General features: G+C 65.9%; 10 protein-coding genes and 1 pseudogene. All 11 read right to left on the bottom strand.

Annotation, left to right across the window (positions count from 1 at the left end; genetic code table 11):
- Nucleotides 1-154 precede the first annotated feature (154 nt).
- A complete protein-coding gene (locus tag V6M39_RS04405) occupies nt 155-868 on the bottom strand; it encodes a sirohydrochlorin chelatase (RefSeq protein WP_332642499.1) in 714 nt (237 codons plus the stop codon).
- Nucleotides 869-977: 109 nt separating this feature from the next.
- Nucleotides 978-1,694, bottom strand: a complete 717-nt coding sequence (locus V6M39_RS04400; protein WP_332642498.1) for a sirohydrochlorin chelatase — start codon at nt 1,692-1,694, stop codon at nt 978-980.
- Entirely contained in the window at nt 1,691-2,806 is a 1,116-nt protein-coding gene (locus V6M39_RS04395; protein ID WP_332642497.1) for a uroporphyrinogen-III synthase, read from the bottom strand. The genes V6M39_RS04400 and V6M39_RS04395 overlap by 4 nt, the downstream gene beginning before the upstream one ends.
- A complete protein-coding gene (gene nirD / locus V6M39_RS04390; RefSeq protein ID WP_332642496.1) occupies nt 2,803-3,150 on the bottom strand; it encodes a nitrite reductase small subunit NirD in 348 nt (115 codons plus the stop codon). Before nirD ends, V6M39_RS04395 begins: the two co-directional genes overlap by 4 nt.
- A 76-nt stretch (nt 3,151-3,226) precedes the next feature.
- Nucleotides 3,227-5,803, bottom strand: coding sequence for a nitrite reductase large subunit NirB (gene nirB / locus V6M39_RS04385; protein ID WP_332642494.1), 2,577 nt, complete (start codon nt 5,801-5,803; stop codon nt 3,227-3,229).
- Between the two features lie 45 nt (nt 5,804-5,848).
- Complete coding sequence (locus V6M39_RS04380) at nt 5,849-7,321, bottom strand: FAD-dependent oxidoreductase (protein WP_332642493.1); 1,473 nt, start codon at nt 7,319-7,321, stop codon at nt 5,849-5,851.
- A gap of 76 nt (nt 7,322-7,397) precedes the next feature.
- On the bottom strand, nt 7,398-9,494 hold the full coding sequence (locus tag V6M39_RS04375) for a molybdopterin oxidoreductase family protein (protein ID WP_332642491.1): 2,097 nt from the start codon (nt 9,492-9,494) through the stop codon (nt 7,398-7,400).
- Nucleotides 9,487-11,043, bottom strand: a complete 1,557-nt coding sequence (locus V6M39_RS04370; RefSeq protein ID WP_332642490.1) for a nitrate/nitrite transporter — start codon at nt 11,041-11,043, stop codon at nt 9,487-9,489. The genes V6M39_RS04375 and V6M39_RS04370 overlap by 8 nt, the downstream gene beginning before the upstream one ends.
- Nucleotides 11,044-11,191: 148 nt before the next feature.
- A complete protein-coding gene (locus V6M39_RS04365; protein WP_332642489.1) occupies nt 11,192-12,376 on the bottom strand; it encodes a molybdopterin molybdotransferase MoeA in 1,185 nt (394 codons plus the stop codon).
- 102 nt (nt 12,377-12,478) lie between these two features.
- Nucleotides 12,479-14,158: a ribonuclease J gene (locus tag V6M39_RS04360; protein WP_442880677.1), complete on the bottom strand. Its 1,680-nt coding sequence runs from the start codon at nt 14,156-14,158 to the stop codon at nt 12,479-12,481.
- A 4-nt stretch (nt 14,159-14,162) separates the two neighbouring features.
- Nucleotides 14,163-14,352: pseudogene (locus V6M39_RS04355) on the bottom strand (4-hydroxy-tetrahydrodipicolinate synthase); the annotation flags it as partial.

Raw genomic sequence — 14,352 nt, 5'->3', positions numbered from 1 at the left:
TGGCTGCGGCTTGCGTGCTGCCGGCTTCTTTCGAGCCTGGCTACCGGACGGCCGCTTGCGCGGCGGGGAAGACGTTCGGGTCGCCATGGCGAAAGCCTAAAGCAGAACATGAGTGTTTCAGCGCACCCCCCGCCGCGTGGGAGCGCCGAAATCGCTAGCTCCAGGTGGCTTTCGTGAGGTCACTCGTGTTCGCTCCTTCGCCGCGAGCACGTGCCATCACGAGGCTGACGAGTCGCGGATCAGGCGGGTTGTTGTCCAGCAACGGGTCAGTGACGACATCTGCGCCGCACTCGCGCATGGCGTCGTGGGCCGTCCCCGCCGTGAGGAGATAGCTCGACACCACGACGCGATGCCCGTACGCACGCGCAACATCGACCGCCTCGACGAGCGCGGTGTCGGGACCCCCGAGTGCTCCGACATGAACGCGTCCGCCCCATACGGCGCTGAGCAGTCGTGCTGCCTTGGAAACGTCAGCCAACGCGCGCTCGTCCGTCGTGGTGTCCGCCGCCAGCACGATCGTGTCGTTCGATCGCGCACCTGCCTCGAACAGTCGTCGTACGCCGACTTCCGCGAGCACCCAGTCAGGGCCGAGCGGCGGTGTGACGGTCACGGCTGGATCAAGATGTGATGCCCGGACGATGTCGACGCTGACGGAGCGGTCGTACGCGAGCATCAGCGGCACCAGCGCCCGCGGACCCGACGTCGTCTCGACGGTGCTGACGATCGAGGGCTCCTGCAGGTCGACGTACGCGTCCATCACGTCGAGGTCGTGCGCCTCTCGCCTGACTGCATTGACCAGTCCGGCGAGGGCGGCACGACCGCGTGTGCTCTGCGGGCCATGCGCGCACAGAAGGAGGCTGCGCGTCATTTCCTGCACCCCCGAGGACCGCGATTGCGTAAACCACGACCGGATGCAGGCACACGTCCAGAGTCGCGGCGCGTTGTTACCCGGGCGTTAACAGCACACCGAGGTTTGGTTACATCCATCGTTCACGGGCGGCATGCGTCTGATCCAGCAGATCTGCCGCCTCGGCATACCGGTCAATCACCAACGACACCAGGTCCGGATCCGCCTCAGGTCCATCGAGCAAAGGCCGCGTCACGACATCGGCGCCGCACTTCGTCAGCCTGTCGAAGAAGAATCCGGGTGCCATCAGATAGCTCGCCACGACGACCCGGCGGCCGGAGCGGGCAACATCGCGTACGACGTCCTCGATCGGGTTGGCCTTGCCGCCAACGTGTCCCACCGGGATCGGCGAGCCCCATGCGGTGCCCAGCAACCGCGCAGCGGCGTCGACGCTTCGAAGCGCGACGTCATTGGTCGAGCCGGCGCCAGCCAGGACGATGACGTCGTCGCGGGTCGCACCGACCTCGGCGAGACGCTTGAGGAGTACGCGGGTCAGCCGCGGATCGGGCCCGAGAGTTCGAGCGGCAGCAGCCTTGGGCCGAGTGGTGGCGTTCACGATGTCGACGTCGACGTGGAATCCGGGCGCCAGCAGCAGCGGTACGACAACGGCAGCGCCATCGATCTGCTCGACGACATCGCCGACATACGGATCCTGGACGTCGACGAACGCCTCGTACACGTCGAGGTGGGGCGCGGATGCCCGTACGCCATCGATCAGCGACGTGATCGCCTCGCGGGCTTCAGGTACGCGGGTTCCGTGGCTGGTCGCCACGAGCGAGATAGTCATGAGTCCTCCGCAACGGCGAGGCGATAGCCGCGCTTGACCACGGTCTGGATGATCGGCTGGCCCATGGCTTCGCGAAGTCGAGCCACGGCGACCTCGGCCGAGTGCGGATCGTCTGACTCCCCCGGCAGGACGGCGAGCAGTTCCCCGCGAGAGCGCACAGAGCCCGGCTCACTCGCGAGCGCCCGCAGAATAGCGAGGCCGCTCGGCGACACCGGCAAGATTTCGTGATTGAGGGTGGCAGCCGTTGCGCGGACCCTGAGCTGACCAGCGGTGGTCCGTACGTTCTCGGACGCGTCGCCAAGGAACATGACAAGCGAACGTACGAGTGCTCCGAGCCGCGCTCGCTCCGGCATCATCGGATCAAAACCCGCGGCGCGCAGCGGATCAGCAGTCACGGGGCCGACGGCCGCGAGCACGAGGCGGCGGTCCTTCTCGAGGCGGCGAATCTCGTCGTCGGCGCCGTGTTCTATGACGGATGACAGCCATGCTGCGGCGCCAGGTGCGGAGGTGAACACGACGGCGTCATACAAGCCGGCGGCGGTGTCGTGGACCGAACGCTCAACCGCGGCGGGATCCGGCGGAGGACCCCAGCGATAGACGACGAGACCGAACGGCCGTCCACCCGCGGCGGTGAGTCGCTTCTCGAGCCCGTCGTCACCTGCACCGTGGTGCTGCACGGCGATCGACATACCCCGGACGCCCTCGGCCGACAGGAAGTCGGCGATCTCAGCCGAGGTCTCCGACTCGGCAACCCAGTCGGGCATCAGACCCGCAGCCTGGAGCGCTCCTCGAGCCTTGGGACCTCGCGCGATGAGTCGTACGGAGCGCAGTGCCTCGATGAGCTCGTGGCCGATGCCGGCCGCCTCGGCGGTGTCGAGCCAGCCACGGAAACCGATGCCGGTGGTGACAACGACGATGTCGGTGCCCGCTGCAATCATCTGCCGGGTCTGGGCGATCAGGGTGCTCTCGTCAATGTGCGACTCGACGCCAAGTGACGCAGCCGTCGTCACGACCGCGCCTCGTCTGCCGAGTGCCAGCGATAGATCCTCGGCCCGACGTTGTGCCGTGACGAGGATCTGGGTTCCAGCAAGAACTGGTCCGAGTGGCGTCACGGTGACCCACCGTGCTCGGAAAGCTCGACCTCGACCCATCCGTCGGACACACGCGTCGACCACACCTGGAGGGACACCTCGGGGTCGTCGAGGCACTGACCGGTCTGCAGGTCGAAGGACTGCTTGTGCATTGGGGAGGCAACCGTGGCGACGCCGCCGCGACTGCCGACCAGGCCACGAGCCATCACATTGGCCTGGCTGAATGGGTCAAGGTGGTCCACCGCGTACACAGCTCCGGTGTCGCTGAGCCGGAACAGGGCAACCTGACGATCGCCGACGAGCGCCGCGGCGCCGCGATCGGGCACCAAGGCGTCGAGCGTGCATACACGCTGCCAACTCGTCATGCCGTCGCCTCCGTTGAAAAGGCAGGGTACGAAGACAACGGCATGACAGCCTCATTGATCGCTCGCTGACGCTCGCTCATACGACTGCCTCCGCCTCACGCATTGGAATGCTGGTACCGGCGATCAGTACAGCCCGCTCATCGCCGTTTGCAGGTCGTCGTTGACCGCGTTCCTCGACATATACAAGATCCGGGTCTGGTGTTTCGGGCGCGTTAACGAATGATGCGAACCGCGCTAACTTCTCGTCGTCAGCGAGAGTTGCGGCCCATTCGTCCTCGTAGGCGCCGACGTGCGCCTCCATTGCGGCGTCGAGATCAGCAGCGATTCCGAGGCTGTCGTCGAACACCACAGCACGTACGGCCTCGATGCCACCCTCGACCGATTCGAGCCAGGGAGCCGTGCGCTGCAGGCGGTCAGCCGTGCGTACGTAGTACATGAGGAAGCGATCGATCGCGCGTACGAGGTCCTCGGTGCTGAGGTCTTCGGCGAACAGCTGTGCGTGGCGTGGTGTGAAACCACCGTTGCCGCCGACGTACATGTTCCAACCCTTGTCGGTCGCGATGATGCCGACGTCCTTGCCGCGGGCCTCGGCGCACTCGCGGGCGCATCCCGAGACGGCGAGCTTGAGCTTGTGGGGTGATCGCAGGCCGCGATAGCGGAGCTCCAGGTCGACGGCGAGCGTCGTCGAGTCCTGCACTCCGTAGCGGCACCACGACTGTCCTACGCACGACTTCACGGTGCGCAGCGACTTGCCGTAGGCGTGACCCGACTCGAATCCCGCGTCGACGAGGCGCTTCCAGATTGCCGGCAGTTGCTCGATGCGAGCGCCGAACAAGTCGATGCGCTGACCGCCGGTGATCTTGGTGTAGAGCCCGAAGTCGGCGGCGACCTGGCCGATCACGATCAGTCCGGCCGGGGTGACTTCGCCGCCGGGGATGCGCGGTACGACCGAGTAGGTGCCGTCCTTCTGCATATTGGCCATGACGTGATCGTTGGTGTCCTGGATCGCCGCGTTCTCACCCTCGAGTACGTGACCGTTGCCGAGCGAGGCGAGGATTGACGCGGCGACCGGGCGGCAGATATCGCAACCACGGCCGGTGCCGTGCTTCTCGACGAGCTCACTGAACGTGGTGATCTCGCTGACCCGGACGATGTCGAACAGCTGGGCTCGGGTGTAGGCGAAGTGCTCGCACAGCGCGGTGTTGACCTCGAGGCCTTCTTCGGCCATCTGGGTCTCCATGAGCTTCTTGACCAAGGAGACGCACGAGCCGCAGCTCGTGCCGGCCTTCGTGCACGCCTTGACGGCGGCGATGTCGGTGCATTGGTGGTCGGTCACGGCGCCGCGTACGGTCCCGGCCGACACGTTGTTGCACGAGCAGACGTTTGCGTCGTCCGGCAGTGTGCCACCGCTCGGCGGCTCCATGCCCTCGGGCAGCAGCCACGCGGTCGGATCGCTGCCGAGCGCACGGCCCACCATCGGCCGGAGGTTCGTGTAGGCGCTGGCGTCTCCGACGAGCATGCCGCCAAGCAGCGTCTGGGCGTCGTCGCTCATGACGAGCTTCTTGTAGATGCCAGCCAGCGGATCGGCGTAGACGACCTCGAGGCTGCCGTTGGTGGCGGCGAAGGCATCGCCGAAGCTGGCGACGTCAACGCCGAGCAGCTTGAGCTTGGTGGACAGGTCGGCACCCTCGAAGGTTGCGTCGCCACCAAGGAGTCGATCAGCGACCACCTCGGCCATCGAGTAGCCCGGACCCACAAGACCCCACAGGCGGCCGGCGATGTGCGCAACTTCGCCGATCGCGAAGATCGATTCGTCGCTGGTGGCGCAGTACTTGTCGGCAATCACTCCGCCGCGCTCACCCAGCTCGAGCCCTGCCTCGCGGGCGAGCTCGTCGCGCGGCCGGACGCCGGTGGCGAAGACCACGACATCGGCCTGGATCTTCTCGCCATCGGCGAACTGCATGCGGGCGACCTTGCCGTCGCGGTCGGCGCGCAGCTTGGAGGTCGCGGTGGACGTGCGTACGGTGACGCCCATCTGCTCGATGATCCGCTGGAGAGCACCACCACCGGCTTGATCGACCTGAAGGGGCATGAGCCAATCGGCGAACTCAACCACCGTGGTCTCGGCGCCGAGTGCCGTCAGTGCGCCGGCGGCCTCGAGGCCGAGGAGACCGCCACCCACGACAGCGCCCTTGACCTTGCGGCCCAATGCAGCCTCTCGGTCAGTCACCCAGGCACGAAGCTCGGCGACATCGTCGACCGTGCGATAGACGAAGCAGCCCGGCAGATCGGAGCCCTCGACGGGAGGCACCGTGGCGTACGAGCCGGTGGCCAGGACGAGGCGGTCGTACTCAAAAGTCGTGTTGCGAGCGTGGATCTGCTTCGCCTCGCGGTCGATGTGACTGACGATCGATCCGCGGTAGAGGCGTACGCCGGGGCGCTTCCACAGCTCACCGTCGCCGAGGAGGAGGTCGTCGGGATCGCTGTTGGAGAAGAACGACGTCAGCGCCACGCGGTCATATGGTGGCCGAGTCTCGTCGCCGAAGACCTCGATGTCCCACTCCTGGTCGGCTCCACGCTCGACCATCGCCTCGACGAGACGATGAGCAACCATACCGGCGCCAACAACAGCGAGCTTCTTCTTCTCAGTCATGCTTCGACCGTAGGAAAAGCAGATTTCAGGGCGTGCGTATCCGTGTTACCTCGACGGAACGGTTGCCTCACGTGCCACATCCGACGCTTGTGAGATGTCGGGCGGATCGGTCTCCTGCAGCCAGTCGACGATGCCGCAGACGAGCTTCTTGCAGCCTCCACAGCCGGTCGTCGCGAGCGTCGCGCTGGCAAGCGCCTCCACGGTGGTGGAGCCGCAGTCCCATGCGTGCACGAGGTCGCCCTTGGTCACCCCGTTGCACCGGCACACCGTGGTGGCGGCCGGCATCGTCGTCGGCGATGCGCTCTCGACAACGCCCATGGAGCCACTGCCCATCAGCAGATGCATGGGGTCGGCGGGAAGCATGCCGGGGCGATCGAACTGGGTCGAGAGATGAGCGGCGAGGTCGGGCGCACCCACGCAGGTGACTCCGACGAGGGTGTCGCCGCGGGCGACAAGCTCGACATGACGACGTTCGCGAGGATCGGACAGCGTGACGACGCGGTCGCGTTCGCCAGCGGTCGAGGCACGAATCCCCATGGTCACGACGCTCATGCCGACTGCCTTGAGTCGCATCGCCGATCCGTAGATGGGCGGGAGCTCAAGCTCCGAGTCGTGCGCGATGCTGCGTGCCAGGGCGCGTGCCTGAGCCCAGCCGGGAGCGACCAGTCCGCTGACTCCACTGGGGGTCTCGGCGCAGTCGCCGATCGCGGAGATGCGCGGGTCCAGGGTCGTACGCAGGTCTTCGCCCACGACGATTCCGATGTTGGTCTCGAGTCCTGCCGCACCGGCAAGTCCCGTCTCGGGGGCGGTACCGGCGGCCAGTACGACGAGCCCGGCGGGATAGGTCGTGCCGTCTTCGAGCCGCACCGCCGTCACACGCCCATCGGACACAGCGATCGATGCGATCTGGGCGTTACCGACGAACTCGATGCCCAGGTCCTTGGCGGTGTCCTCGGCGATCTGCGCGACCGCGGGGTCGAGGTCGCGATCGAGCATGGTCGGCATGATCGACATGACGGTGACGCTGACGCCGCGGTGCTGCAATCCGCAGGCAAGCTCGATGCCCAACGGGCCGCCGCCGATCACGACGGCACGGTCGACATTGAGCGCGGCCGCCGAGATGTCGCGTGCATCATCGAGGCTGCGCAGCACGTGCGCGCCACGAGGCAGACCATCGCGGAGACCCGGGATCGGGATGACTCGTCCGCGAGCGCCTGTCGCCAACACGAGGTGGTCGTACTCGAACTCACCTTGCGCCGTCACGACGCAGCGCCGCTCACGGTCGATCTCAAGTGCCGCGGCCCCGGGGCGTACGCGGACGCGGCCTTCATCGGGCGTCGGCAACGACAGGCCGGCCAGGTCTACGCGACCCGCCACCAGCTCGGTCAGCAACACACGGTTGTAGGGCTCGTAGGACTCCTCGCCGAGCAGGTCGACATCGACATCGGGCGCAATGCGTCCCAGCTCATCGACGAAGCGGTTGCCCACCATGCCGGCACCGATCACCACAACCTTCATTCCACAACCTCCGTAGGAAAAGCACGGTACGGACGCCGTGGAATGAAACGCCCGTTGTTCACTCGCTGGCGCTCGCTCATGACGCCTCCCTGCTGATCTGTACGGCGCACACCTTGAACTCCGGCATGCCGGACACCGGATCGGTCGCTGAGCTCGTCACGGCGTTGACCATGCCTTCGTCGGCGAAGTGGAACGGGACGAACACCGTGTCTGGGCGAATATCGGGACTGATGCGAGCCTGAGCAACCATCGAGCCACGCCTGGACTTGATGCTGATGTTGTCGATGCCTTCGACGCCGATCCGCTGCGCCAGAATCGGGTGGATCTCGACATATGCGCGTGGCATGGAGTCGTTGAGCTTCGCGACGCGTCGGGTCTGGGCACCGGACTGGTAGTGCTGAAGCACTCGCCCGGTCACGAGCCACACGGGTGCATCAGCGCGCAGTACGTCGTCGGGGCCGACCGCGCGTACGGCGATCATCTTTGCCTTGCCGGTCGGAGTGGGGAACGACTCGGCGAACAGCCGCGGCGTACCAGGGTGATCCTCCGACGGGCACGGCCAATAGAGCGCTTCACCTGCGTCGAGTCGGTCGTACGAGATGCCGGCATAGTCGGCGCGGCCACCCGCGCTGGCGAGACGGAGCTCGTCGTAGACCTCGCGCGGCTCGGTCGCCCACGTGCTGGGTGCGTCCAGTCGTGCTGCGAGTGCCGAGAAGATCTCGAGCTCCGAGCGAACACCCTCAGGAGCCTCGACGGCCTTGCGTCGCCGCAGCACCCGGCCTTCGAGACCGGTCATGGTGCCCTCCTCCTCTGCCCACTGGGTAACCGGGAGGATGTAGTCGGCGAGCATCGCCGTCTCGGACGGGATGAAGTCGCAGACGACGACCAAGTCGAGCGACTCGATGCGGCGTCGCACAGCATCTGCATTGGGTGCGCTGACGAGCACGTTGCTGCCGTGCACGAAGAGAGCGCGTGGCCCTTCGGGCGTACCCAGACTCATCAGCAACTGAACCGCCGGCACACCGGCGCCGGGGAGCACGTCGGGGTCGATGCCCCACACGGCTGCGACGTGTGCGCGGGCCGCGGGATCGACGATCATGCGATAGCCGGGCAGCTGGTCTGACTTCTGGCCGTGCTCGCGGCCGCCCTGGCCATTGCCCTGTCCGGTGATCGCGCCGTAGCCACCGCGCTCTGCGCCCACGAGACCGAGCGTCAGGGCGAGGTTGATGACAGCGGTGACCGTGTCAGTGCCGTCGACGTGCTGCTCGGAGCCACGGCCGGTCAGCAGGAAGGCGCCCTTGCCACCGCGATGCGGACTGGCATCCGCCAAGATGCGAGCGATCCGACGCAGCTGTGTCTCGGAGACGCCTGTGGTCGCCGCGACCCGCTCGGGCCACCACTCCGCAACGCTGCGCCGTACTGCCTCGACGCCGTCGACGCGAGCCGCCAGGTAGTCGTCGTCGGCCAGCGACTCGGCGAACACAATGTGCAGCAGACCCATGATCAAGACGAGATCGGTGCCGGGTACGAGTTGCACGTGCTCACCGCCGCCTTCCTCGGTGAGCTTGGCGGTGGCGCTGACGCGCGGATCGACGACGATCAGCCCACCGCGCTCGCGTACGCCGCCGAGGTGCTGGACCGCCGGCGGCATCGTGTCTGCCAGGTTGCTGCCGAACAACACGACCACGTCCGCGTCGTTGAGGTCTGTCAACGGGAACGGCAAGCCGCGGTCAATGCCGAGCGTGCGATTCGCTGCGGCCGCTGCCGAGGACATGCAGAAGCGACCGTTGTAGTCGATGAGTCGCGTACGAAGTGCGAGCCGGGCGAACTTGCCGAGCTGGTAGGCCTTCTCGTTCGTCAGGCCTCCCCCGCCAAATACGGCGATGCCGTCCGGGCCATGCTCTGCCTGAATCGCCTGCACCCGAGCGGCGATGTCATCGAGTGCCTCGTCCCATCCGACTGGCTCAAACCCAGTCGGCGTACGACGAAGCGGCGTGGTGATGCGATCCTGCGCGCGAAGCAGTTCTGCACTGGTCCAACCTTTTTGGCACATTCCGCCGACATTGGTCGGGAACGCCCGCGGCTCGGCGGCGATGGGATCGCCGCCGAGCGTCTGGGCGCATTGGAGTGCGCAGTAGGGACAGTGCGTGTCGGTCATGTGCTTGTCAGACACCCGCCTTCGCCATCGTGGCTCCGGGACGGCGGTAGACGAACCACGTGATGGCTGAACAGATCACGTAGTAGGCCGCAAACACGATGAAGGCGACCTTGCACGCCTCCACGGGATCCCCGACCCAAGGTGAACCGAAGGTGATGGGGATCAGGAATCCGCCCATCGCTCCGGCGGCGCCGATGATGCCCAGCGCAGCCGAACCCTCCTTCACGGCCTTGGCCTCAGCCGCGTACCGATCGGGCGTGCCCTCGGATGTGCCGTTCTGAGCCTGCGTCTTGAAGATGTGCGGGATCATCTTGTACGTCGAGCCGTTCGCCACACCGGTCGCGGCGAAGACGAACAGGAACAGCGCCAGGAACCACGGGAAGATGTCGGAGTTGTGGTTGACGGCGGCCGTGATCTCCGGCGAGAACCCTGGGAACGACGAGGGGTCGGCGGTCCACGCGGCGATCTTGTCTGGCGAGGCAACCGGAACCGTATGGAGCAGTGTCAGGGTGTAGAAGACACCAAGCGTGCCGACAATCATTGCCACGAAGCATCCGAGGGTGACCTTCGCGCCGCCGATCTTGTCGGCCAGCCAGCCACCGAACGGGCGGGTGATCGACCCCACCAGGGCGCCCAGGAAGGCGTAGTAGACGAAGTTGATGCCGATCGACTCGGTCGGGATGGGCGAGCGGAAGAAGTTGATCTTGATCAACAGCGGCATCGCGGCGGAGTAGCCGATGAACGAGCCGAACGTGCCGATGTAGAGCACCGACATGATCCAGGTGTGCTTGTACTTCGCTACTGCCAGGGTCTCGCGCGGCGTGCCCTTTGCCGACGACAGATTGTCCATGAAGAAGTACGCGGCGACAGCTGCGATCACGGCCAACGTGGCGTAGAGGTACCCAACACGCTGGAGGTTGATGGCCTCGGCCGCCTTGATCGCACCGAACGCTCCGCCCGCACCGACGATGATCGGCAGGAAGAACTGGATCAGCGAGACACCGATGTTGCCACCTGCTGCATTCAGTCCAAGCGCCGAGCCCTTGAGCCGAGTGGGGTAGAAGTAGTTGATGTTCGTCATGGATGACGAGAAGTTGCCGCCGCCGAAGCCGGCTGTCGCAGCGATCAGCACGAACGCCCAGTACGGCGTGTCAGGCCGCTGAACGAACACGATGAACAACACCGTCGGGATGACCAACAGGGCTGCGCTGATGATCGTCCAGTTGCGGCCACCGAACTTCGGTACGGCAAAGGTGTAGGGCAGGCGGAGCAGCGATCCGACCAGGTTCGGCACGGCGACGAGGAAGAACAGCTGCTGGGCACTGAAGTCGAAGCCGACCTTAGCCAGCATCGCCGCGCTCACGCTCCACAGCAGCCAGACGGAGAAACCGAGGTGCTCCGCGAAGATCGACCAGATCAGGTTCCGCTTGGCCACGGCCTTGCCTGTGGCCTCCCAGAACGCGGGATCCTCGGGCTCCCAATCATCGATCCAACGACCGGTGCGATGACTGCCAGAGGATTCAGGGGCCGACGAGTTGTCGGGAGAGGTGATGACGCTTGTCATAGGACGCTCCGAGGTCGGCGATTCCGCACTGTGCGGTATCTCGTGCCCCTGAACGTATGGACCTCGTGTTTCGGCCTTTGGTGAACTCCGATCAGGAGTGGGTAACACTCTTTGCACGGTCGCGTCGAGCTCGTTGTGAGATCGGTGCTCATACGAGTCTCCACACCGCTGGGAACGTTTCGATCGACGTACCGGCGGTCGCTTCGCCTGGTCGAACAACAAAAAGGCCGTCGGACGACGCGAGTCCACGGAGCATCGACGAGCCCGTCCACGATGTCGGCACGACGCCCGCATCAGACCTGATGAACGGCACAATTCGCGTGCCGCCGTCGAACCGATCCAAGTCCGTACCGAGCCGTTCGTACGTGCACGGTCGCTCTGTTTCGAGGGTCATCGCGCGAAGGGCTGGCTCGACCACGGCCAGGAATCCGACGACCGCCGCGAGCGGGTTGCCGGGCAGTCCGGCAACGAGTCTGCCGTCGGGAAGTATCGCGAGGACGGTTGGCCCCCCAGGGCGTACGGCGACGCGGTCGACCACGATCTCGGCCCGCACCAAACGCAGCGCGTCATGCAAGTGGTCTGCCTCGCCGACTGCGGTCCCGCCGCTCGTGATGACGATGTCTGCGGTCGAGGCAAGCAGTTGCGCAGCGAGCGCCGCTACGTCGTCCGGTACGGGGAGGACGTTCTGGACCGACCCACCTGCACCACGCACCATCCCGTTGAGCGCCGGGCTGACTGAGTCGCGTACTCGCCCAGGCACCGGGAGACCGCTCAGGTCAACCTCGTCCCCGGTGACCAGCAGGTCGACCGTCGGGATGATCGCGACTTCGAGCTCGTCGTGCCCGGTACTCGCGGCCAGGGCGATCGACATCGAGTCGAGCCGGGTGCCGGCGAACACCATCACGTCGCCGCGATGTGCCTCATCGCCGCGCGGACGAACATCTTTGAGGCTGAGAGCAGCTCCAGCCGGTGGGGCCCAACGCAGCTGTCCTTCGATGACGTCGCCGTGCTCGCGCCGTACGATCGCGGTCGCGCCAACCGGGACGACTCCCCCGGTGCCGATACCGACGGCTTCCTGCGCTCCGAGTGGCCTATCCGGCGTCGTGCCGTTGACCAGCCGACCACGAACCTGCCACGGGCCCTCCCCGGACACTGCCCACCCGTCCATTGCCGAGACATCGGCGGCCGGCAAGTCGACCAGCGAGCGTACGTCGCTCGCGAGGACTCGGCCGTACGCGTCGGCGAGGTCGCACATCTCGCTGGCGAGCGGCTTGGCAAGGCTCGTCGAGACGCGACGAACCGCATCCCATTCACCACGTACGAGCGCTGCCATGGCTTGAGGCTATGAACGCGAGGTTTCCGCGACCACGAGGCTGCGTGATCGCGGCGTAACAGTGTTCTCACAGTGGTGTGTGGCCCACTGTGAGGTTGCTGCTCAGGCTTCGAGGACGACCGGGAGGATCATCGGACGACGGCGCAACTTGCGTCCGACGAACGATCCGAGCACCCTGCGGATGACCTGTTCGAGCTGCCGGGAGTCGTGCGTGCCCTCCTTGAGAGCCTCTTCGAGCGCCGAGATGATCTTGGGCATGACCTCGTCGAACGCCGAGTCGTCCTCGGCGATTCCGCGGGCGTGAATCTCCGGTCCGGACAGGATCTTGCCGTTTGTGGAGTCGATCACGACGACGACGGAGATGAAGCCTTCCTCGCCCAGAACGCGACGATCCTTGAGCTCTGAGTCGGTGAGGTCGCCGACCGACGAGCCGTCGACGTACACGTAGCCGCACTCGACAGCGCCGACGATCGAGGCGTGGCCGTCGACAAGGTCGATGACGTAACCGTCCTCAGCCAGGATCACGTTTGGCACACCAGTCGCAGTCGCGAGCTTGGCGTTGGAATGCAGGTGCCGGATCTCGCCGTGTACGGGGAGCACGTTGGTCGGCTTGACGATGTTGTAGCAGTAGAGCAGCTCGCCAGCAGAAGCGTGACCCGAGACGTGGACGAGGGCGTTGCCCTTGTGCACGACGTTGGCGCCGAGCTTGGTCAGGCCGTCGATCACGCGATAGATCGCGTTCTCATTGCCTGGGATCAGCGACGACGCGAGCAACACGGTGTCGCCCGGCTCGAGGCTGACCTGCTGGTGGCTGTTGTTGGCCATACGCGACAGGGCGGCCATCGGCTCGCCCTGCGAACCCGTCGACATCAGCACCATCTTGTTGGGCGGAGCGGCGTCGATCTTGTCGACCACGACGCCGTCGGGCACGTTGAGGTAGCCGAGGTCACGGGCGATCTGCATGTTGCGGACCATCGAACGGCCGACGTACGCGACCTTGCGGCCGTGCTTGTGGGCTGCGTCGATGACCTGCTGGATGCGGTGCACGTGCGAGGCGAACGACGCGACGATGATGCGGCCGTTGCTGCTGGCGAAGACGGTGTCGATCGCTGGCGTGATGCTGCGCTCGGACGTCGTGAAGCCAGGCACCTCGGCGTTGGTCGAGTCCGTCAGGAACAGGTCGACGCCCTGCTCGCCGAGTCGAGCGAACGCTCGCAGGTCGGTGATGCGGCCGTCGAGCGGCAGCTGGTCCATCTTGAAGTCGCCCGTGTGAAGGGCGACGCCAGCAGGAGTCTTGATCGCGACGGCGAGCGCGTCAGGGATCGAGTGGTTGACGGCGACGAACTCGAGCTCGAACGGGCCGAACTTCTCAACCTGGCCCTCGGTGACGATGTGCGTCGGTGCGTCCTTGAGGCGGTGCTCCTTGAGCTTCGGCGCCAACAGAGCCAGCGTCAGCCTGGAGCCGATGACGGGAATGTCACCGCGCTCACGCAGGAGGTAGGGCACGCCACCGATGTGGTCCTCATGGCCGTGCGTCAGCATGATGCCGACGACGTCCTTGAGCCGGTCACGGATCGGGCCGAAGTCGGGGAGGATCAGGTCGACGCCGGGCTGGTGCTCCTCGGGGAACAGCACTCCGCAGTCGACGATCAGCAGCTTGCCGTCGTACTCGAAGACCGTCATGTTGCGGCCGATCTCGCCGAGTCCACCGAGCGGTATGACGCGGAGTGCGCCTCTTGGGAGTGCGGGCGGCAGATCGAGCTCGAGGTGCATGTGGCTCAAAGGTTCAGCTTTCTAGAAGGCCCGATGCCACGAGTCCGTCGCGAATGATCGCGACCTCCTCTTCAGTGGCCTCGGGGAGGGGTGCACGCATCGTGCGGTGCTCGAGCACGCCGAGCAGCTGGAGCGTCGCCTTGGCGGTGATCGCACCTTGCGTGTAGTTCATGATCGCCTTGACGGCGGGAAGGAGTCGGTCG

Source organism: Aeromicrobium sp. (assembly GCF_036675695.1).
Classification (GTDB): Bacteria; Actinomycetota; Actinomycetes; order Propionibacteriales; family Nocardioidaceae; genus Aeromicrobium.
The sequence above is the reverse complement of the archived record's forward strand: the minus strand, read 5'-3'. Positions and strand labels throughout refer to the sequence as shown.